Genomic DNA, 260 nt, shown 5'->3' with positions numbered 1-260 from the left:
CCTCCGGTGTATCGAATTCCTTTGTCAACAGATTCTTCAACCAATTGTTGGCAACAATTGTAGCGTCAGCCGAAACAGCGCCGACCCGTTCAAGATGGTCAAAGTACGCCCTTGCGATGTCAGAATTAGACTTCCTGTGGATCGTTGTAAGCTGATGTCTGATTTCATGGGCTACACTCCCGTGAAGCGTGGCAGCAAGCGGCGTGTCTTTTTGCTTCACTCTTTTCAGGCAGCCGCTTGAGATGACATCTTGGGCATGG

The 260-nt window shown here is 50.0% G+C and carries 1 protein-coding gene; it reads right to left on the bottom strand.

Translation table 11 applies throughout. From position 1 onward, the window contains the following. Positions 1-260: hypothetical protein (locus CH339_RS25800; RefSeq protein ID WP_210207413.1), on the bottom strand; the 260-nt coding region annotated here is incomplete at both ends.

This window comes from Rhodobium orientis (assembly GCF_003258835.1).
GTDB lineage: Bacteria > Pseudomonadota > Alphaproteobacteria > Rhizobiales > Rhodobiaceae > Rhodobium > Rhodobium orientis.
The sequence above is the reverse complement of the archived record's forward strand: the minus strand, read 5'-3'. Positions and strand labels throughout refer to the sequence as shown.